The organism is Roseomonas sp. USHLN139, assembly GCF_037145735.1.
GTDB lineage: Bacteria > Pseudomonadota > Alphaproteobacteria > Acetobacterales > Acetobacteraceae > Pseudoroseomonas.
The window spans coordinates 1,398,011-1,416,385 of record NZ_JBBCWY010000001.1; the positions used below are offsets into that span (position 1 = coordinate 1,398,011).

The following is an 18,375-nucleotide window of genomic DNA, read 5'->3' on the forward strand; positions in this document are numbered from 1 at the left end:
CCTGAAGGACGGGCGCCCGCGGCCATCGCCATGATGCCCGCCGCCGCCCGGAAGAGGGCGGCAGGCTAGCGGCGGGGCGGCGTCAGGGAAAGGGCAGGGCCTTGCGGCCCCCTAGCTTGCCGCCGCCGGCCTTGTACCCCCGGGCCTCAGCCCATCGCCACCATGCGGTCGGCGGTGCGCTCCAGCCGGCGGGCGGCCTGATGCGCGTACTGCACCTGGCTGGCGGTGCGGTCGAGCGTGTCGTTGTAGCGGTGCACCTGGGTGGCGAGGTCGTTGGTCGCCTCCTTCAGCGCGCCCAGGTTGCTGCGGAACTCGGCGACGGCTTCGGCCTGCTCGGCCAACGCGGCCTCGAGGCGGCGCAGCGCGAGGCGCAGGCGGTCCTCCGGGGCCTGGGGAAAGGCAAGGAGGGTCGAGGACTGGTCCATGGATGCGGGGCCCCGTTCGGTGTGTTGATGAATTGTTAACGCATCTGCGCGGCCGAAGCCATCTCACAATTTGGACAGGGATGAAAATTTCGAGATCTCAGGGCGTCCTTCTCGCGCCACAGGCGAACCTCGCTTTCACGCTAGGTCATTAATCGCCGGCGGGGGCGCATGGCTTCCCATGCTCACGGCAATCTGCTCTAACGCGCGCCCCCCAAAGGCGGCCCCGCCGTCACCCCTTGCGAGCAGGCAGGCCCCCATGGCGGATGTCATCGGCATTGATTTCGGCACCACCAACAGCGTCATCGCGCTGCGCCAGGCGGATGGGCAGGTCGCCAGCATCCGCTACGAGGCCGGGGCCGGGGTGGTGGACACCTTCCGCTCGCTGCTGTGCTTCTGGGCCGACGAGACCGGGCCGTCGCGCGGCCGGCTGCAGCATGCCGCCGGGCCGCAGGCGATCGAGGCCTATCTGGACGATCCGCTGGGCTGCCGGCTGATCATGTCGATGAAGAGCTACCTGGCCAGCCGCAGTTTTTCCGAGACCCGCATCTTCGGCCGCGCCTTCGGGCTGGAGGAAATGATCTCGCTGTTCCTGCGCTCGCTCCTGGCGAGCTCCAGCGGCGGGGCGGGCAGGCTGGGGGGGGCGCATGTCATCGCAGGTCGCCCCGTCCGCTTCGTCGGCGACAATGCCGATGACGAACTGGCCGAGGCGCGGCTGCGCAAGGCCTTCGCCGGCGCCGGCTGGAGCGGGCTCGATTTTGCGCTGGAGCCGGAGGCGGCGGGCCATCGCTTCGCCGCCACCCTCGACGCGCCGGCCAATGTGCTGGTCGGCGATTTCGGCGGCGGCACCTCGGACTTCTCGCTGATCCGCTTCGAGCCGGGCCATGCCAGGGCGGTGCGGGCGCTGGGCCATGCGGGCCTCGGCATCGCCGGCGATGCCTTCGACTACCGCATCATCGACAACGTGGTCTCGCCGCGGCTGGGCAAGGGCGACAGCTACCGCGTCATGGGCACGGCGCTGCCGGTGCCGCCCAGCTTCTACACCAGCTTCGCCCGCTGGCACCGGCTGTCGCTGATGCGGGCGCCGCGCACCATGCGCGAGATCGCCGAGGTGGCGCGCGCCGCCGACCATCCGGAGAAGCTGCAGCACCTGATGCAGCTGGTCGAGGACGAGACCGGCTATGCCCTCTACCAGGCGGTGTCCGGCGTGAAGGCGGCGCTGTCCAAGGCCGACAGGGCGGTGCTGAACTTCCGCCACGGCGGCTTCGTGCTGGAGGAGGAGGTGCAGCGCGCCGATTTCGAACGCTGGATCACCCCGGAACTGACCCGCATCACCGGCGCGGTCGACCAGGCCCTGGCGGATGCCGGCGTTGGGCCGGAGGCGGTGGACCGGGTCTTCCTGACCGGCGGCACCTCGCTGGTGCCCGCCGTCCGCCATCTCTTCGAGAACCGCTTCGGCGCCGAGCGCGTCGCCCATGGCGGCGAATTCGTCTCGGTCGCCGAGGGCCTGGCCCTGATCGGCGCCGAGCGCGTCGCGGCTTAGCGCCAGTCGGCGGGCGCCTCGGGCCGGAGCCGGCGCGCCAGCAGCCAACCGGCGGCATCCGGCAGGGCGAAGCCCAGCAGCACGGCGCTCCACAGCGGCGCCGTCGGCAGGCTGACCAGGGCGAGCGCCGCCAGCATCAGCGCCAGGCTGCCGGCCGGCAGCGGCGGATGCCGGGTCTGCCAGGCGGTGGCCACCCGCCAGGCCTCGGCGCCGCGCGCCGGCATCAGCGCCACGGCGGCGAGCAGCGCCAGGGCGCGGTGGCCCTTCGGCGCCAGCAGCAGCGCCGGCAGCATCGCCGCCAGCGGCAGCAGCAGCACCACGACCGCGAAGGGCAGCACCGGCGCCTGGCCGAGCTGGCGGCCGGCCAGCATCCCCAGGCTGGCGCCGATGCCGAGCAATGCCATGCCCAACCACAGCGCCTCGGTCAGCGCCGCATTGGCCGGCGCCAGCAGATGGCGGCGCTGGCCCGGAGTCAGACCGCGATGCCGCGGGGAGAAGAGAACGTCGGCATGGCGGCGCAGCCGCTGCAGCAGCCCCGGTGCCGCCTCGGCCTGCGGCGCGGCGTGGCCCATGGCCTCCGGCAGGTCCAGCGCCTCCCAGCCCTGGCGCAGCAGCCGCAGCCCGAGCTCGGCCGGCTGGTCAGGAGCGGCGAGGTCCCAGCCGCCGGCCAGGCGCAGCGCCTCGGCCCGCAGCAGCGACAGCGAACCCTGCAGCGTCACCGCCATCTGCTCGTTGGCCGCCTGGCGCGGCAGCGGCCAGGCGGCCGGCGCGGCGGCATAGGCCAGGCGCCCGGCCAGCGTCTCCGGCCCGGCGGGCGCGGCGCTGCCGGCCTGCACGAAGCCCAGACCCGCATGGTTCAGGAACAGCGGCAGGCAGCGGCGCAGCCAGTCGCTGTCCACCACCGCCCCGGGCTCGACCAGCCCGATCAGCAGCGCGTCCGGCGCGGTCTCCCGCAGGGCGAAGGCGCGCGCCGCCGCCGGGACCGGACCGATATGGAAGAAGCGGAAGCGCGGGCCGAGCCGCGCCACATGCTCGGCCACCGGCTCCCACTGCGCCGGGCTGCTGCTGGCATCGACCACCAGCACTTCCAGGGCGGGATGGTCGAGCTCGGCCAGCGAGTCCAGCGTCGCGCGCAGCAGGGGCAGCGGCGCATCCGCCACCGGCAGGTGCAGCGAGACCCGCGGCAGCGGCTGCAGCAGCGCGCCGGCCACGGCCGGCACGCGGCGGGCGAAGCTGCGCGAGGCGATGGCATCGGCGACGAGCCGGGCGCGGTGCAGCAGCAGCAGGCTGGCAGCGGCCTGGGCCAGCAGCCAGGGCAGGGCGGGCAGCGCCGCCGGGCGGTGCGCCGCCGCCACCAGCAGGGCGGCCAGCAGCTGGGCCAGCAGGAACAGGGCGGCAATCGCCCCGGGGCGCAGGCCGCCGGGGACCCGCAGCACGGCGAAGCCGGCCAGCGCGCCCAGCAGGGCGGCGGCAAGCGGGAAGCCCGGCGCCTCGACGCCGCAGGCCCGCCAGACGCCGAACTGGGCCAGGGCCAGCAGCACCAGCACGGCCAGCAGGGCAGGCCGCCCGCCCGGCCAGCCGGCCGGCCGCCGACGCGCCGCACCCCCGAGCGGCCGCGGCGGGGCGGCCGCCGACAGGCGGGCTTCGGTGACGATCGGGGGTCGAGCCTGTGCATTCATCGGAATCGGTCCGGGCATCGGTCGCGGCCCTGCGCCGCCCGATCCTTCTGGGCGTGCGATGCGGCAGGGGATCGGCCGCTTGATGGCAGGAATGGGGCCATTGGGCGTGACCCCGGCGAAGCGACGCCCTAGAACCGCGCTGCCGCATCACCGCAGAGGAGCTTGGCCGCCACCATGGACGTCGCGCTGGAACTCGCCGTGATCCTGCTGCTGGTGCTGCTGAACGGCATCTTCGCCATGAGCGAGCTCGCCATCGTCTCCGCCCGCAAGGTCCGCCTGCTGGGCATGCAGCGCCAGGGCCGCGCCGGCGCCTCGGCGGCGCTGGCGCTGATGGAGGACCCTCAGCGCTTCCTGCCCACCGTGCAGGTCGGCATCACCCTGGTCGGCGTGCTCGCCGGCGCCTTTGCCGGGCAGGGACTGGCGCAGCGCTTCGCCGGCGTCCTCGCGCTGATCCCGGGCCTGGCGCTCTATGCCAACGAGCTGGCGCTGACCGCCGTGGTGCTGGCCATCACCTATGCCTCGCTGATCCTGGGCGAGCTGGTGCCGAAGCAGCTGGCGCTGCGCAACCCGGAGGCGGTCGCGGTGCTGGTGGCGCCGCCCATGCTGCTGCTCTCCCGCATCGCGGCCCCGATGGTCTGGCTGCTGTCGCGCTCCTCCGCCGTCGTGCTCGGCCTGCTCGGCGCCTCCCGCTCGGTCGCCGCCTCGATCACCGAGGAGGAGGTCAAGGCGGCGGTCGCCGAAGGCGTCGAGGCGGGCGCGCTCGACACCGAGGAACGGCACATGATCGAGCGCGTGCTGCGCCTGGCGGACAAGCCGGTGCGCGCCCTGATGACGCCGCGCACCGAGGTCGAATGGCTGGAGCGCGCCGCGCCCGAGGCCGAGATCGCCAGCCGGCTGCGCGCCTCGCCGGTGACCCGCTTCGTCGTCGCCGACCGGCGCATCGACAATGTGGTCGGCGTGGTGGTGGTGAAGGACCTGCTCGACCAGCTGCTGGCCGGCGGCCAGCTCGACATCGCCCCCGCCCTGCGCCAGCCGATGGTGCTGCCCGACAACCTCTCGGCGATGGACGCGCTGGAGCGGCTGCGCGCCGATCCGCTCGGCATCGCCCTGGTCATGGACGAATACGGCAGCTTCGAGGGCGTCGTCACCGCCTCCGACCTGCTGGAGGCCATCGTCGGCGAGCTCGGCCCGGCGCCCGTGCCGGCCACCACCGGGTCGGTGGTCGAGCGGCATGACGGCACCCTGCTGCTCGACGGCATGATGCCGAGCGACGAGCTCAAGGCCCGCCTCGACCTGCCGGAACTGCCCGCCGAAGGCTCCTACCACACCGTCGCCGGGCTGATGCTGGCCCTGCTGCAACGCGTGCCGCGCGAAGGCGACCGCATCGTCTGGGCCGGCTGGCGCTTCGAGATCCTCGACATGGACGGGCGGCGGATCGACAAGGTGCTGGTCAGCCAGGAGCAGGCGACGGAAGCGACGGCGCCATAAAAAAGAGGGCCGGGGGAAGGAATTCCCCCAGACCCCCATCTTTTTTCTGCCAGTGCCGGGCGACGATGTCGCCCGGCGCCGTACCTCAGAGGCCGGCCTGGGTCACGAACTTGGTGATCAGATAGGCCTCGATGGCCTCGCTGCCGCCCTCGGAGCCGTAGCCGCTGTCCTTGGTGCCGCCGAAGGGCACTTCCGGCAGGGCCAGGCCGAGATGGTTGATGGTCATCATGCCGGTCTCGACCTGGCTGGCGATGGCATTCGCCGTCTTGGCCGAGCGGGTGAAGGCATAGGCCGCCAGGCCGAAGGGCAGGCGGTTGCTCTCCTCGACGACCTCGTCGAACTCCTTGAACGGCACCATCAGCGCCAGCGGGCCGAACGGCTCCTCGTTCATGGCGCGCATCTCGCGCGTCAGGCCGGTGATCACCGTCGGCTCGAAGAAATAGCCCTTGTTGCCGATGCGGCTGCCGCCGGTGCGGATCTCGGCGCCCTTCTGGCTGGCATCGCCGATCAGCGCTTCCATCGCCGGAATGCGCCGGTCATTGGCCAGCGGACCCATCTGGGTGCCGTCCTCGAGGCCGTTGCCGACCTTCAGCGACTTGGCATAGCTGGTGAAGGTGTCGACGAACTGGTCGAAGGCCTTCTCATGCACCAGGAAGCGCGTCGGCGAGACGCAGACCTGGCCGGCATTGCGGAACTTGCTGGTGGCCAGCGTCTTCGCCGCATGCTCGATATCGGCATCCTCGAAGACGATCGCCGGGGCATGGCCGCCCAGCTCCATCGTCGCCCGCTTCATGTACTTGCCCGACAGCTCGGCCAGGTGCTTGCCCACCGGGGTCGAGCCGGTGAAGGTCACCTTCTTGATGGTCGGATGCGGGATCAGATAGGAGGAGATCTCCGCCGGCACGCCATAGAGCAGGCCGACCACGCCCTTCGGCAGGCCGACATCCAGGAAGCAGCGGATCAGCTCGGCCGGCGAGGCGGGGGTCTCTTCCGGCGCCTTGACGATGATCGAGCAGCCGGTGGCCAGCGCCGCCGAGAGCTTGCGCACCACCTGGTTGATCGGGAAGTTCCAGGGCGTGAAGGCGGCGACCGGGCCGACCGGCTCCTTCACCACCAGCTGGTACACGCCCTCGGCGCGGGCCGGAATGACGCGGCCATAGGCGCGGCGGGCTTCCTCGGCGAACCAGTCGATGACGTCGGCGCCGGCGAGCACCTCCATCTTGGCTTCCGGCAGCGGCTTACCCTGCTCCAGCGTCATCAGCCGGGCGATCTTGTCGGCGCGCTCGCGCAGCAGCTCGGCCGCCTTGCGCATCAGCTTCGAGCGCTCGAAGGCCGAGACCTTCTTCCACACCGCGAAGCCGCGCTCGGCCGCGGCCAGGGCCTCGTCCATATCCGCCTTGGTGGCGTGCGGGACGGTGCCGATCTGCTCTTCGGTGGCCGGGTTGAGGACGGGAATGGTGCCGCCGCCGGTGGCCGCGCGCCACTGGCCGTCGATATGCAGAAGGACGTCTTGGTACATCACAGCGTCTCCTCGTTCACGAGAGTCCGCCGGAATGTGGACCCGGGAGGCAGCCTGCGCCACCCCCCGGGACCGGGTAAAATCAGCCTGTCCGATCAGCTTTCGCGTGACGTATCGCAGATCGATCGCTGGCCGGCGCCCTGACTACGGTGCGAGCACCGCGACGCCCGGCAGGGTCTTGCCCTCGAGCCATTCCAGGAAGGCGCCGCCGGCCGAGGAGACATAGGTCATGCGGTCGGCAACGCCGGCATGGCGCAGCGCCGAGACGGTGTCGCCGCCGCCGCCGATGCTCTTCAGCCCGGCCGAGGTGGTGAGCCCCGCCGCGGTCTGCGCCACCTGCACGGTCGCGGTGTCGAAGGGCGGGATCTCGAAGGCGCCGAAGGGGCCGTTCCACACCAGGGTGGACGCACGCTTCAGTTCCGACTCGACGGCGGCCACGGTCGCCGGCCCGACATCAAGCGCCATCATGCCCGCGGGCACGTTGTCGACCGAGACGGTCTGGCTCGGCGCATTGGCGGCGAAGGCCTCGGCCACCACCAGGTCGGTCGGCAGAACGATGGTGCAGCCGGCGGCCTTGGCCTCGTCGAGGATGCGCAGCACGGTGTCGTGCATCTCCGCTTCCTGCAGCGACTTGCCCATCGCCTTGCCCTGGGCCGCCAGGAAGGTATTGGCCATGGCGCCGCCGATCACCAGGACATCGACCTTCTTCGACAGGTTGCCGAGCAGGTCGAGCTTGGTGGAGACCTTGGCGCCGCCGACGATGGCGACGACCGGGCGGGACGGGCTGCCCAGCGCCGCGTCCAGCGCCTCCAGCTCCGCCTGCATCAGCCGCCCGGCATAGGCCGGCAGCTTATGGGCGACGCCTTCGGTCGAGGCATGTGCGCGGTGCGCGGCGGAGAAGGCGTCGTTGACGAAGACATCGGCGAGCTTCGCCAGGCCCTCGACCAGCGCCGGGTCGTTCTTCTCTTCCCCGGCATGGAAGCGGGTGTTCTCGAGGACGAGCACATCGCCATTGGCCATCGCGGCGACGGCGGCCTCGGCCACCGGCCCGACGCAGTCCTCGGCGAATCCGACCGGACGGCCAAGCGCCTTGCCCAGCGCCGCCGCCATCGGCTGCAGCGACATCTCGGGCACGCGCTTGCCCTTGGGCCGGTCGAAATGGCTGCAGACGATGACGCGGCCGCCCTTGTCGGCGAGCTCGCGGATCGTCGGCACCAGCCGGTCGATGCGGGTGGTATCGGAAATCTTGCCGTCGCGCACCGGCAGGTTGAGGTCGGCGCGCAGCAGAACCCGCTTTCCGGCGGGTTCGAGTTGATCCAGCGTCCGGAAAGCGGGCATCCGTTTAATCCCTAGCGATCAGAGGCTGCCGAGCAGGGCAGCGGTGTCCGACATGCGGTTGGAGAAGCCCCACTCGTTGTCGTACCAGCTCATCACGCGGACCAGGGCGCCGTCGACCACCTGGGTCTGGGTGGCGTCGAAGGTCGAGGAATGCGGGTTGTGGTTGAAGTCGATCGAGACCAGCGGGGCGGTGTTGTAGCCGAGGATGCCCTTCAGCTCGCCTTCCGACGCGGCCTTCATCACCGCGTTGATCTCTTCCTTGGTGATGCCCGTCTTCTTCGGCACGAAGTCGAGGGAGACCAGCGAGACGTTCGGCGTCGGGATGCGGATGGCGGTGCCGTCCAGCTTGCCCTTCAGCTCGGGCAGCACCAGGCCCACGGCCTTGGCCGCGCCGGTCGAGGTCGGGATCGCCGAGACGGCGGCCGCGCGCGCGCGGTGCAGGTCCTTGTGCAGCGTGTCGACCGTGCGCTGGTCGCCGGTATAGGCATGGATGGTGACCATGTAGCCACGCTCGATGCCGTAGTTCTCGTGCAGCACCTTGGCGATCGGCGCCAGGCAGTTGGTGGTGCAGGAGGCGTTGGAGACCACGGTCATGTCCTTGGTCAGGACCTTGTGGTTCACGCCATAGACGATGGTGGCATCGGCGCCGTCGCCGGGGGCCGAGATCAGCACCTTGCGGGCGCCGGCCTTCAGCAGCTGGCTGGCCGATTCCTTGGTGGTGAAGAGGCCGGTGCACTCCATGGCGACGTCGATGCCCTGGTAGGGCGCCTTGGTCGGGTCGCGCTCGGCGCTGACCTTGATCGGGCCATAGGTGCGGCCGTTATGGACGATGGTGATGCTGTCACCCTCGACCTTCACCTCGCCGGGGAAGACGCCATGGACGCTGTCGTAGCGGAACATGTGGGCATTGGCTTCGACGCTGCCCAGGTCGTTGATCGCGGCGACCTCGACATCGGTACGCCCGCTCTCGACGATGGCGCGCAGCACCAGGCGACCGATGCGCCCGAACCCGTTGATCGCGACCTTAACAGCCATGGTGTCTTTCCTCGTCTTTCCCGTTGCGGCCCGGGCACTCCCGGGTCCGCCTAGCTCCGCCGCCGACCTTTGCCGGCGGCGGTCGTCCACCCTCCCGGGGTGGCTCAGCCCAGCTTGCGCTTGACCGCGGCCACCGCCGCCTCGGCCGTGATGCCGAAATGGCGGTAGAGATCCTCGGCCGGCGCCGAAGCGCCAAAGCCCGTCATGCCGATGAAAGTTGCATCACTGCCGAGCCAGCGCTCCCAGCCGAAGCCGAGCGCCGCCTCGATGCCGACGCGCGGCGCCTGGCCGAGCACGGCGGCACGGTAGCTCTCGTCCTGCAGCGCGAACAGCTCCCAGCAGGGCAGGGAGACCACGGCGGTCGGGATGCCCTCGGCCTCCAGCGTCTCGCGCGCGGCCATCGCCAGATGCACCTCGGAGCCGGTCGCGATCAGCGTGGCGCGGCGCGGGCCCGAGGCCTCCGCCAGCACGTAGCCGCCGCGGGCCGACTTGTTCTCGCCGGCCTCGAAGCGCAGCGCCGGCAGGTTCTGCCGCGACAGCGCCAGCACGGCGGGGCCATCGGCCCGCTGCACTGCGAGCTCCCAGCACTCGGCCGTCTCCATGGCATCCGCCGGGCGGAAGACATGCAGGTTGGGGATGACGCGCAGGCTGGCCAGCGTCTCGACCGGCTGGTGGGTCGGGCCGTCCTCGCCCAGGCCGATGCTGTCATGCGTCAGCACATGGATCGCCCGCTGCCGCATCAGCGCCGCCAGGCGGATGGAAGGCCGCATGTAGTCGGCGAAGACCAGGAAGGTGCCGGAATAGGGGATGGTGCCGCCATGCAGCGCCATGCCGTTCATCGCGGCGGCCATGCCGTGCTCGCGGATGCCCCAATGCACATAGCGCCCGCCCATGCTGGACGGCGTCATGGCGGGGACGCCCTTGACGTTGGTGTTGTTCGACCCGGTCAGGTCGGCCGAGCCGCCGATCATCTCCGGGATCGCCGGCACCAGCACCTCGAGGGCGCGCTGGCTGGCGACGCGGGTGGCCAGCTTCGGCTTGTCCTCGGCCAGCTTGGCGCGATGGGCGCTGGCCGCCTCGTGCCAACCTTCCGGCAGCTTGCCGGCCATGGCGCGCTCGAAATCACCCTTCTGCGGGTGGTTGGCCAGGCGCTTCAGCCAGGAGCGGCGGGCGCCGGCGGCGCGGCGGCCGGCGGCTTCCCAGGCGGCCTTGATGTCTTCCGGCACCTCGAAGGGGCCGCTGGTCCAGCCCAGCGCCTCCTTGGCGGCGGCGGCCTCGGGCCCGCCCAGCGGGCTGCCATGGCTGCCCGCAGTGCCGGCCTTGGTCGGCGCCGAGAAGCCGATGATGGTCTTGCAGGCGATGATGGTCGGCTTCTTCGAGCGCGTCGCCGCGTCCAGCGCCTTCTCCACCGCGACGGGATCATGCCCGTCGACCCGCTTCACCGCCCAGCCATACGACAGGAAACGCTTCAGCACGTCGTCCGAGGAGGACAGCGCGACGTCGCCGTCGATCGAGATGTTGTTGTCGTCCCAGAGGACGGTCAGCTTGCCCAGCTTGAAATGCCCGGCGATGGAGGCCGCCTCGTGGCTGATGCCCTCCATCAGGCAGCCATCGCCGGCGATCACCCAGGTGCGGTGGTCGACCAGCGACTTGCCGAAGCGGGCGGCCAGGTGCCGCTCCGCCATGGCCATGCCGACGGCATTGGCCAGCCCCTGGCCAAGCGGCCCGGTGGTGGTCTCGATCGCCGGGTGCTCGCCATATTCGGGATGGCCGGCGGCCACCGAATGCAGCTGGCGGAAGTTCTTCAGGTCCTCGATGCCCATGCCGGCATGGCCGGACAGGTGCAGCCAGGCATAGAGCAGCATCGAGCCATGGCCGGCCGACAGCACGAAGCGGTCGCGGTCGGCCCAGCGCGGATCGGCCGCGTCATGCCGCAGGAACTTGGTGAAGAGCACGGTCGCGGCGTCGGCGATGCCCATCGGCATGCCGGGATGGCCGGACTTGGCCTTCTCGACAGCGTCGATCGCCAGCGCCCGGATGGCATCGGCCATCCGCCGCGTCTCGGTCACCGGCCGGGCCAGGATCGCGGCCTGGGCGGCAATGGCGGGGTTGGCGGAAGCGTCGGGGAGGGGGGCGATACTGGCCAAGTTCAAGCACCTCTCTGGCGTCGGGATGGCTATAAAGGCGCGGTCATGGCGCGGCAACCCGGGGACGCGCGGCACCCGCGACCGCCTGTCCCGGCGTCTTCGCGCGAGCCCTTACCCCGCTTGCGACGCGCTGGCGAGTCCTTGCCCCGCATGCCAGGAAAGATGCGCTGCGGGGAAGATTTCTGCGCCCGGCGCAGGGGGAAGGAGTTTGCGCTTTTTTTGATGGCCCGCGAAGCGGCCATCATCGCGGGCCGGTTGCGGGGGGACGGGGCTTGCGCCAAAGCTGGCGGGCATCGAGATCCGGGGAGCGCCCATGAAGCTGCCGCTTGCCCTGCCGCGCCGCCAGCCCGGCTTCCGCGAGGCGTCGCTGTTCCGCCCGCGCTCGGTGCTGCTGCTGGCCGACCCGGCGCTCGCCGAGTCCGGCGTCATCGCCCGCAACCTGGCCGCCGGCGGCTTCCAGGGGCGGCTGCAGGTCATCGGCATGGCGGCCGAGGGGCTGGAGCCGGTGGCCGGGCTGGAGGCCCTGGCGGAGCCGCCCGACCTGGCCGTCATCTGCCTGGCCCCGGCCGAGCAGCCCGCCGCCATGGCGGGGCTGGCCGCGCGCGGCTGCTTCGCGGCAATCTTCCCGGTCGCCGCGCCGGAGCTCGCGGTGCTCTCCGCCCGCACCGGCGTGCAGGCGATCGGCGCGCACAGCTTCGGCCTCTGCCTGCCGGCGATCGGCCTGAATGCCAGCCTGTCGCACCTGCCGCCGCGGCCGGGGCGGCTGGCGCTGCTCTGCCAGTCCGCCGCCATGGCGCGCGCCATCATCGACTGGGCCGAGGGCGAGGAGCTGGGCTTCAGCCATATCCTGGGGATCGGCACCAATCACGGTCTGGGCTTCGCGCTCGCCCTGGACTGGCTGGCGCGGGATGCCGCCGCCGGCGCCGTGCTGCTGGACCTGCGGCGCATCAAGAACCGCCGCATGTTCATCTCCGCCGCCAGGGCCACGGCGCGGACCCGGCCGGTGGTGGCGATCCGTCCGGGCGGGCGGCAGGCGGATGCCAGCGGCATCGGCGACGCGGTGATGGAGGCGGCGCTGCGCCGCGCCGGCGTGCTGCGGGTCAACGGGCTGGAGGACCTGCTCGCCGCCGCCGAGACGCTCGCCCGGCTGCGCCCGGCGCAGCGGCGCGGCCATGATTCGCTGGCCGGCGACCGCATCGCCATCCTGGCCGATGGCCAGGGCCCGGCGCAGCTGGCGGTGGACGCCGTGCTGCAGGGCGGCGCCCGGCTGGCCACCTGGGACGCGGCGACCGAGGCCACGCTCGGCCTGGCGCTGCCGCCGGCCAAGGACGGCCAGCCCTGGGGCAACCCGCTGGTGCTGCCGCCCGGCCACAACCACCGGCTGGGCGAGGCCGCTGCCCTGCTCGCGGCGCTGCCGGGGGTGGATGCGGTGGTGGCGCTGCACGCGCCCGGCATGCAGGGGCCGGACGACCGGCTGGCCGCGGCAGGGCTGGCCGCCGCCGCCCAGGCCAGCCGCGGCGCGCCGGTGCTGGTCGGCTGGCTGGGCCAGGCCACCGCCGGGGCCGGCCGCCGCCGGCTGGCCGAGGCGGGGCTCGCCGTCTTCGCCACGCCCGAGGCGGCGGTGCGCGGCGCGCTGCACCTGGCGGTCGACCATCGCAACCGCGCCGCGGCCGCCGAGCTGCCGCCGCGCGACCTGGTCGAGGTGGTGCCCGACCGGGCCCGGGCGCGCGCGCTGATCGAGGCGCTGCGGGCCGAGGGGCGGCGGCATTTCACCGAGGCCGAGGCGCTCGAGCTGGTCGCCGCCTATGGCCTGCCGGTGGTGCCCGGCGTGGTGGCGCCGGGGGTGGATGCGGCGGTGACCGCGGCCATGCGGCTGGGCTTCCCGGTGGTGCTGAAGATCCTCAGCCCCGACCTGCCGCGCAAGACCGAGGTCGGCGGCGTGGCGCTCGGGCTGAACAATGTCGCCAGCCTGCGGGCCGCCGCCGGCGCCATGCTGGCGCGCATCCGGCAGGACCGGCCGGCGGCGCGGATCGACGGCTTCCTGGTGCAGCGCCAGGCCGGCACCCAGGGGCCGCGCGGCCATGAGCTGCGCCTGCGGCTGGGCGACGACCCGATGTTCGGACCCTGGATCGGCTATGGCCGCGGCGGCACCGCCTCGGATTTCGAGCCCGACGTCGCCTTCGACCTGCCGCCGCTGAACCGCACCCTGGCGCTGGCCATGATCCGCCGCACCCGCGGCGCCCGGCTGCTGGAAGGGTTCCGCGACCATGCCGCGGTCGATGTCACCCAGGTGGCCGATGCCGCGGTGCGGCTGTCGCAGCTGGCCATCGACTTCCCCGAGGTGGAAGGGCTGATCCTCAATCCGCTGCTGGCCGATGCCGGCGGGGTGCTGGTGCTCGATGCCTCCGGCACGCTGCGCCCGCCCGGAATCGTCTCCCAGCTGGCCGTGCCGCCCTATCCGGGGGAGCTTGCGGAGCTGTGGACCAGCCGCAAGGGACGCCGGCTGCTGGTCCGCCCGATCCGCCCCGAGGACGCCGCCGCCCATGCCGAGGCGTTCCGGCACCTCTCCCCGGAAGATATCCGCTGGCGCTTCTTCAGCCAGCTGCGCGAGCTGCCGGCGGCGCAGATCGCCCGCATGACGCAGATCGACTACGACCGCGAGATGGCCTTCGTCGCGGTGGAGGAGGGCGCGGACGGCACGCCGCGCACCGTGGGCGTGGCGCGCCTGATCTGCGAGCCCGGCAGCGGGCCGCGCGGCGCGCAGGGGGAGTTTGCCGTGGTCACCCTGCCGGACTGGAAGGGCGAGGGGCTGGGCCGCCACCTGATGGAGCGGCTGATCGACTGGGGCCGCGCCCAGGGGCTGGAACGCGTGGTCGGCCAGGTGCTGGCCGACAACCGGCCGATGCTGGGCTTCGTCCGCGCCCTGGGCTTCTCGCTGCGGCGCTCGCCGGAGGATGACGAGGTGATGGAGGCGCAGCTGGAGCTGGCGCCGCCGGCCTGAAGCCTGCTGGCTTGAAGCGCAATGACCGGAAAGGCTGGATCACGCGCTCAAACCAGGTGCTGGAGCAGAGGGCCCGCGTCCTGCCGCGGGCGCGCTGGTCTAGCGCGGGCCCACTTCGCGGATCAGGTCGCGCACCCGGCTGGCGGCGGCGGGGCCCTTCAGCGCGTTGCGCCAGGCCGCCTCGGCCACCCGCTGATGCGCGGCGATCGCCTCGTCGGCGGCGGTGATGGTGCCGACGCCGACGGTCGCGCCCGCCGTCATGTCAGGCGGGAAGGGCGCGGTGCAGACATGCGCCCGCTCGCGGCCGCGCAGCACCAGGAAATTGCCGGCGGGCTCGGCGGACAGCAGGCCGAGCTGCAGGCCGATCGGCACGCTTTCCATCAGGTTGGCGATGCTCTCCGCCTCGGCGCGGGCGGCCAGCCGGCAGCGGGTGCGGGTGCGCTCCGACAGCGCCAGGCCGCCGGCGACGCCCTCGGTCAGGAAACGACGCAGCGCCGCTTCCGACAGCATGGCGATGATGGTGGCGCGGCGCGCCTGGTGCAGCTTCTTGCGCGCCGTCAACAGGCCCATCGCCTGGTCGGCGGCGGCGCGGGCGGCGATGCGCTCGGGGGCGGAATCAGCGGCCTCGGCCCAGGCCTCGGCCAGGGCGCCGTCGAAGCCCTCGGTGGTGGTCTGGTAGCAGACCGCGCCGCCGACCTGCAGGATCTGGTCGGACTGCTCCTCGACCTGGCGCAGCCGCTCCTGGAAGGCGATGGGGCGGGAGAAATATTCGACGCCAATGCCGAGCAGCGACAGCGGCGAGATCTTCAGCAGCTCAGCGAGGCGGCGGATGGTGTCGAGCTTGATCACCTCCCCCTTCTCGTAGCGATAGAGCGCCGCGCGCGACACGCCGAGGCGCGCTGCGATTTCCTCGGCACGCAGCCCGGATTCGAGACGGTAGGCCCGCAGCTGCTGACCGATATCGGCGAAACGCATGACACCTCTAATCGATACCCGGCGCCCCAATGGCAGCACGGTCGCTCTGAGAATCTCGCGGCCCGGAGTTCGTGCAGGAAAATGCGGTCAGTTGCGACTGTTGGCAATCTCTGAATTGCGGTAGCCGGATGCATTTGGCGGCAGCAAGCAATGGTGATGCAGAAGAGTGACGCTGCCGGGAAGCGCCGTGGAGGCGGCGCTTCCCGTCATCCCGCTGCTGCTGCCTCAGCCTTCGGCCACCTTGTGCGCGGCCAGCAGCTCGAGCGCCTGCACCAGCCCGGAATGATCGAGCTGGCCGCCGCCATTCGCCACCACCGCCGAGAACAGCGCCTGGGTCGAGGCGGTGTTGGGCAGCGCGACGCCGAGCTCCTTCGCCGATTGCAGCGCCAGGTTCAGATCCTTCTGGTGCAGCGCGATGCGGAAGCCGGGCGCGAAGGTCCGCTTGATCATCCGCTCGCCATGCAGTTCGAGGATGCGCGAGGTGGCGAGGCCGCCCATCAGCGCCTGCCGCACCTTGGCCGGATCGGCGCCCGCCTTCGAGGCGAAGACCAGCGCCTCGCCCACCGCCTCGATGGTCAGCGCGACGACGATCTGGTTCGCCACCTTGCAGGTCTGGCCGGCGCCATTGGCCTCGCCCACCAGCGTGATGTTCTTGCCCATCGCCTGGAACAGCGGCATGGCGCGATCGAAGGCCGCCTGCGGGCCGCCGACCATGATGGTCAGCGACGCGCCCTTGGCGCCGACCTCGCCGCCGGAGACCGGCGCGTCGAGATAGTCGCAGTCGAGCTTGTTGACGCGGGCCGCGAAATCCTTGGTCGCGGTCGGGCTGATCGAGCTCATGTCGATCACCAGCTTGCCGGGCGCGAGCCCTTCGGCGACGCCCTTCGGGCCGAACAGCACCGCCTCGACATCGGGGGTGTCGGGCACCATCAGGATGATCACCTCGGCCGCGGCGGCGACGGCGGCGGCATCCGGCAGCACCTGCGCCGCCTCGCGGATCTCGGGCGCGAGGCTGGCGCGCTCCGGCACCAGCAGCTCGTGTCCCGCGTTCTTCAGGTGCAGCGCCATCGGGCGCCCCATGATGCCGAGGCCGATGAATCCGATCTGCATGGCGTTGTTCCTCGTCCGTGTCGAAGGTTTCTTCAAGCCGCCTTGTAGGGCGCGAACCAGCCGAGGCCGGCGGTGGTCTCGCCCTGCGGCCGGTATTCGCAGCCGATCCAGCCGCGGAAGCCGAGCGCGTCGATGCGCTGGAAGACATAGGGCCAGTTCACCTCGCCGGTGCCGGGCTCGTGACGGCCGGGCACGTCGGCGACCTGCATATGCGCGATGATCGGCAGGTGCTTCTCGACGCGCTTGACGATGTCGCCCTCGCTGACCTGGCAATGGTAGAGGTCGAATTGCAGCCCGAGCCGCTCCGGCCCGATCGCCGCGATGATCGCCGCCCCCTGGTCCATGCTGCGCAGGAAGAGGCCGGGGATGTCGCGCTGGTTGATCGGCTCGATCACCGGCTTCACCGCGGCCTTGGCGCATTCGGTCGCCGCCCAGTCGAGGTTGACGGCATAGGTCGCGGTCAGCGTGTCATGCGCGACGCCGGCCGGCGCCAGACCGGCCATCACATGCAGCCGCGGGCAGTCCAGCGCCGTGGCGTATTCCAGCGCGCGCAGGATGCCGTCGCGGAATTCCTGGCCACGGCCGGGGATGCAGGCGGTGCCGCGCTCGCCAGTCGCCCAGTCGCCCGGGGGCGCGTTGAACAGCACCTGCTTCAGCCCGTTGTCGCGCAGCCGCTGCGCCACCTCGGCCGGCTGGAAGTCGTAGGGGAAGAGGAACTCCACCGCCTCGAAGCCGGCGGCGCGGGCGGCGGCGAAACGCTCCAGGAAGGGCAGCTCCTGGAACATCATAGACAGGTTCGCGGCGAAGCGCGGCATGGCGGGATTCCTCTCCGGCGGGCGCCCCGCCTTCCGGCGGCGAGGCCTTGGCCGGGCAGGCTAAGGCCCCCGAACCAAAGCGCAAGACCTTGTCAGACAAGCTGACCACAACAGGCCACGGGCCCTGCTGGCGGAAGCGCCGCGCCTCAGGCATGGTCCGGCGCATGAACGCCTCCTCCTCCGACGATCGCGGCCTGCGGCCGGCGCGGCTGCTCGGGCTGGTGGCGCTGGGGGCGCTGCTGGTCGGCTGCCTGCTGGTGCTGCGGCCCTTCCTCTCGGCGCTGCTCTGGGCCGCCATCCTGGCCTTCTGCACCTGGCCGGCCTACCGCACGCTGCGCGACCGGCTGCGGCTGTCACCGACGCTGGCCGCCCTGGTCATGGTCACCGCCGAGATGCTGCTGGTCGGCCTGCCGCTGCTCTTCGCCGCGCCGCTCCGCGCCGAGGATGTCGAGGGGCTGCGCAGCGGGGTGGAGAACCTGATCTCCTCGGGCCTGCCCGGCCTCGGCGACCGGCTGGTGCACGTGCCGATGATCGGCGAATGGCTGAAGGAACGCTGGGACGCCCTGCAGCTCGACTTCTCGCCGCTGACCAACCTGCTGCAGCCCTATGCCGGCATGATCGCCCAGCAGCTGCTGGGCATCCTGCTGACCGTGCTCTCCGGCCTGGCCGAGCTGGTGCTGGCCATCCTGCTGTCCTTCTTCTTCTACCGCGACGGCCCGCGCATGGCCGCCGGGCTGGAGGCGCTGGTCGGCCGCATCGCCGGCAGCCAAGCCCGCCGCCTGGTGCAGCTGACCGCCAACGTCACCATCGGCGTGGTCTATGGCCTGCTCGGCACCGCGGTGGCCCAGGGGCTGATGACCGGGCTCGGCCTCTGGATCGCCGGCGTGCCGCAGCCCGTCCTGCTGGCGGTGATCGCCGGCATCATCTCGGTGCTGCCGGTGGGCGCGCCCCTGGTCTGGCTACCGGCCTCGCTCTGGCTGTTCAGCCAGGGCAGCACCGGCTGGGGCATCTTCCTGCTGATCTACGGCGCCGGCGGCATCAGCAGCGTCGACAACGTCATCCGCCCCTGGCTGATCAGCCGCGGCGCGGATCTCCCTCTGTTGCTGACCATCCTGGGGGCGCTGGGCGGCGTCTTCGCCTTCGGCTTCCTGGGGCTGTTCCTGGGGCCGGTCCTGCTGGCGGTCGGATTTACCCTGCTGCGGGACTGGGCCGAAGAAGAGCCACAAGTCAGGTAGAAAGATAAGGCCATGGGAATGAATTCCCCTGGACCCCTTCTTTTTTCTGTCTGATTGCCATGTCCACG

General features: G+C 71.8%; 13 protein-coding genes. 4 read left to right on the forward strand and 9 right to left on the reverse strand.

Annotated elements, in window-relative coordinates:
• Positions 1-146: 146 nt before the first annotated feature.
• The gene (locus WFI16_RS06465; protein ID WP_419896964.1) at positions 147-425 is read right to left on the reverse strand and encodes a hypothetical protein; all 279 of its coding nucleotides are present in this window, start codon (positions 423-425) and stop codon (positions 147-149) included.
• 256 nt (positions 426-681) lie between these two features.
• Here WFI16_RS06465 and WFI16_RS06470 point away from each other — a divergent pair, with 256 nt between their 5' ends.
• Positions 682-1,965: an Hsp70 family protein gene (locus WFI16_RS06470; RefSeq protein WP_419896965.1), complete on the forward strand. Its 1,284-nt coding sequence runs from the start codon at positions 682-684 to the stop codon at positions 1,963-1,965.
• Here the strand turns inward: WFI16_RS06470 and WFI16_RS06475 are convergent.
• A complete protein-coding gene (locus tag WFI16_RS06475; RefSeq protein ID WP_419896966.1) occupies positions 1,962-3,644 on the reverse strand; it encodes a glycosyltransferase in 1,683 nt (560 codons plus the stop codon). The genes WFI16_RS06470 and WFI16_RS06475 overlap by 4 nt on opposite strands.
• A gap of 174 nt (positions 3,645-3,818) precedes the next feature.
• On the opposite strand from WFI16_RS06475, the gene WFI16_RS06480 reads away from it, so the two are divergent.
• Positions 3,819-5,132, forward strand: coding sequence for a hemolysin family protein (locus WFI16_RS06480; protein WP_419897156.1), 1,314 nt, complete (start codon positions 3,819-3,821; stop codon positions 5,130-5,132).
• An 85-nt stretch (positions 5,133-5,217) separates the two neighbouring features.
• On the opposite strand, the gene WFI16_RS06485 is transcribed toward WFI16_RS06480, so the two are convergent.
• The 4 genes from WFI16_RS06485 to tkt form a co-directional block, all read right to left on the reverse strand.
• Positions 5,218-6,651: an NAD-dependent succinate-semialdehyde dehydrogenase gene (locus WFI16_RS06485; protein WP_419896967.1), complete on the reverse strand. Its 1,434-nt coding sequence runs from the start codon at positions 6,649-6,651 to the stop codon at positions 5,218-5,220.
• Positions 6,652-6,795: 144 nt separating this feature from the next.
• Positions 6,796-7,989, reverse strand: a complete 1,194-nt coding sequence (locus tag WFI16_RS06490) for a phosphoglycerate kinase (protein WP_419896968.1) — start codon at positions 7,987-7,989, stop codon at positions 6,796-6,798.
• A gap of 18 nt (positions 7,990-8,007) precedes the next feature.
• Positions 8,008-9,024, reverse strand: a complete 1,017-nt coding sequence (gene gap, locus WFI16_RS06495; RefSeq protein ID WP_419896969.1) for a type I glyceraldehyde-3-phosphate dehydrogenase — start codon at positions 9,022-9,024, stop codon at positions 8,008-8,010.
• Between the two features lie 104 nt (positions 9,025-9,128).
• Complete coding sequence (gene tkt / locus WFI16_RS06500; RefSeq protein ID WP_419897157.1) at positions 9,129-11,171, reverse strand: transketolase; 2,043 nt, start codon at positions 11,169-11,171, stop codon at positions 9,129-9,131.
• Between the two features lie 313 nt (positions 11,172-11,484).
• On the opposite strand from tkt, the gene WFI16_RS06505 reads away from it, so the two are divergent.
• A complete protein-coding gene (locus WFI16_RS06505; RefSeq protein WP_419896970.1) occupies positions 11,485-14,172 on the forward strand; it encodes a bifunctional acetate--CoA ligase family protein/GNAT family N-acetyltransferase in 2,688 nt (895 codons plus the stop codon).
• A gap of 99 nt (positions 14,173-14,271) precedes the next feature.
• On the opposite strand, the gene WFI16_RS06510 is transcribed toward WFI16_RS06505, so the two are convergent.
• The 3 genes from WFI16_RS06510 to otnI all read right to left on the reverse strand — a co-directional run bounded on the left by WFI16_RS06510 (position 14,272) and on the right by otnI (position 17,072).
• Positions 14,272-15,147: a helix-turn-helix domain-containing protein gene (locus tag WFI16_RS06510; RefSeq protein ID WP_419896971.1), complete on the reverse strand. Its 876-nt coding sequence runs from the start codon at positions 15,145-15,147 to the stop codon at positions 14,272-14,274.
• Positions 15,148-15,372: 225 nt separating this feature from the next.
• The gene (locus WFI16_RS06515) at positions 15,373-16,257 is read right to left on the reverse strand and encodes a 2-hydroxy-3-oxopropionate reductase (protein WP_419896972.1); all 885 of its coding nucleotides are present in this window, start codon (positions 16,255-16,257) and stop codon (positions 15,373-15,375) included.
• A gap of 32 nt (positions 16,258-16,289) precedes the next feature.
• Positions 16,290-17,072, reverse strand: a complete 783-nt coding sequence (otnI, locus tag WFI16_RS06520; protein ID WP_419896973.1) for a 2-oxo-tetronate isomerase — start codon at positions 17,070-17,072, stop codon at positions 16,290-16,292.
• A 164-nt stretch (positions 17,073-17,236) separates the two neighbouring features.
• On the opposite strand from otnI, the gene WFI16_RS06525 reads away from it, so the two are divergent.
• Positions 17,237-18,307 (forward strand): AI-2E family transporter, encoded by a 1,071-nt coding sequence (locus tag WFI16_RS06525; RefSeq protein WP_419896974.1) that lies wholly within the window; start codon positions 17,237-17,239, stop codon positions 18,305-18,307.
• The last annotated feature ends 68 nt before the right edge of the window (positions 18,308-18,375 follow it).